This is a genomic window from Sphingobacterium sp. BS-2 (assembly GCF_046161205.1).
GTDB classification, from domain to species: Bacteria; Bacteroidota; Bacteroidia; order Sphingobacteriales; family Sphingobacteriaceae; genus Sphingobacterium; species Sphingobacterium mizutaii.
This window is the reverse complement of the sequence record NZ_JBIXGO010000005.1, coordinates 1-2,470: the sequence shown is the minus strand read 5'-3', so window position 1 is coordinate 2,470 and position 2,470 is coordinate 1. Positions and strand designations below refer to the sequence as shown.

General features: G+C 39.9%; 1 protein-coding gene. It reads left to right on the top strand.

Annotated features, from left to right (window positions below):
* Positions 1-752: 752 nt before the first annotated feature.
* Positions 753-2,096, top strand: a complete 1,344-nt coding sequence (gene ffh / locus ACK2WI_RS00950) for a signal recognition particle protein (RefSeq protein ID WP_093100765.1) — start codon at positions 753-755, stop codon at positions 2,094-2,096.
* Positions 2,097-2,470 lie beyond the last annotated feature (374 nt).

The following is a 2,470-nucleotide window of genomic DNA, read 5'->3' as shown; positions in this document are numbered from 1 at the left end:
AGGAAAACATAAACTATCTGTAATCAACGCTATTGCAAACAAACTTATATTGAGAATATTCGCAGTGGTAAAAAGAGATGAACCATTTGTGAAATTATCAGTATAATTATTTGCTTTTATCTTAGAATGCTCAGGGTACGGCTCACCCAACGAGGATTCGAGGATGGGCCAAGATCAGCCATATCAATGACAAGTTTGTTAAATCTGTGTTTTTAGGTATTTAGAGGTATATTTATTTATCTGGAGAAAATATTTTATCCGCCATACATCCCCAGAGGGGATGAATTATTTTAGCATGGTTGGTAAAAAATAGCGGGGCCCCCAAAAAAGGAGGTCCGAATAATCCAAAATCGTTTTGGCGCTACTTCTAGGCTAACGTGCCATGTCTGCTAAAATAATTGAACCCCAAAAGGGGTTGTATCTCAAAAATAAAAAAACATTTTCTGCCTTCCACTTTCCTATCATCACCATCCAATAAATTTAGCTCAAATTTTTACTTCTCAGTTAGACCAAGATTATTATTCCGATGGAGCGGTGTCGTTAGGGAGAGCTTGGGGTACGGAAGATGCATCCTGTGCTTAGGTATTTTTCTTCTCTTTTTACTTGAAAAATAAGGGATATTGAAGGCAAAATCTTAAATTAAAAAAGCAAAAAGCTATATTTGTAGGATTAAGTCAAATCAGGTTTATGCCTCAAGTTTTCAGTTTAAAACTGTTAACGGAACAAAGTATTGATTTTTAGAAAGTTAAAAGATGTTTTCAAATCTACAGGATAAATTAGACAGGGCCTTTAAGGTATTAAAGGGGCAAGGGAATATTACAGAGATCAACGTTGCGGAAACGATGAAGGAAATTCGCAAGGCATTATTGGATGCCGATGTGAATTACAAGACTGCCAAAACGTTTACCGATGACGTAAAGCAAAAAGCTTTAGGTGAGAATGTATTGACCAGTATCTCTCCAGGTCAGTTGTTAACCAAGATCATGAACGATGAGCTTACGGAGTTGATGGGCGGTACGGTAACTGAGCTTGAAATTACCAAGAACCCAACTATTATCTTGATCGCAGGTTTGAACGGTGCTGGTAAAACGACCTTCTCTGGTAAGTTGGCCAATTTCCTAAAAGCATCTAAAGGCAAAAAACCTTTATTGGTTGCGGGTGACGTTTATCGTCCTGCGGCGATCGATCAATTGGAGGTATTGGGACAACAAGTTGGTGTTCCAGTTTATGTTGATCGTGAATCAACAGATCCAATCGGAATCGCTGTTGCCGGTGTTGAAGAAGCGAAACGCAATGGTCAAAATGTGGTTATCATCGATACTGCAGGTCGTTTGGCGATTGATGAAGCTCTAATGAAAGAGATTACCGCGGTGAAGGATGCAACTCAACCACATGAGATCTTGTTCGTTGTGGATTCCATGACGGGTCAAGATGCGGTGAACACAGCGAAAGCTTTCAACGACCGTTTAGACTTCACCGGTGTGGTATTGACCAAATTAGATGGTGATACCCGTGGTGGTGCTGCTCTTTCCATTAAATCTGTGGTAAACAAACCGATCAAATTTATCGGTACCGGCGAGAAAATGGAAGCATTGGATGTTTTCCACCCTGATCGTATGGCTTCCCGTATCTTAGGTATGGGGGACGTAGTTTCCTTGGTAGAGCGTGCTCAACAACAATTTGACGAGAAACAAGCAGCGGAACTTCAGAAGAAAATCCGTAAAAATAAATTTGATTTCAACGACTTCAAATCCCAGATCCAACAGATCAAGAAAATGGGTAACATGAAGGATTTGATGGGAATGATTCCGGGAGTAGGTAAAGCGATCAAGGATGTTGAGATCGATGATGATGCATTCAAACCGATTGAAGCCATTATTGATTCCATGACTCCATTTGAACGTGAGAATCCTGATGCAATCGATCCTAAGAGAAGAAACAGAATTGCGAAAGGATCTGGAACGAGCCTTGATGAGGTAAACAAACTGATGAAGCAGTTCTCGGATATGCGTAAAGTAATGAAACAGATGTCTAATCCTGGTATGGCTGCTAAGATGATGCGCAATATGCCAAAGATGCCTGGAAAACCATTCTAGGCTCAAAAAAAAGATATAAAAAGAGGTTGCGGAATTTTTTCGCAACCTTTTTTTTGTGGGGAAAGGTGGGAGTGGGATTGAGGATTGATGTTTGTATAAATTGTGAACCCCTGGAAGGGGTGACATCTTTGTAGATCCAAGGGATTCTTCATGGAGAATCCACAGCGTGGGTGAAATATTTTTCTATACACTTTTCTTGTCTCACTGAGAAGTAAAAATTTGGGCTAAATTTATCGGAAGGTGATGACAGCATGTTGGCAATGAAAATCTATTAGCTCTTTTATTTTTTAAATATAGAACCCCTTTTGGGGTTCCATTATTTTAGCAGGCATGGCACGTTAGCCTGGAAGTCGCGCAAAAACGATGTTCGATAA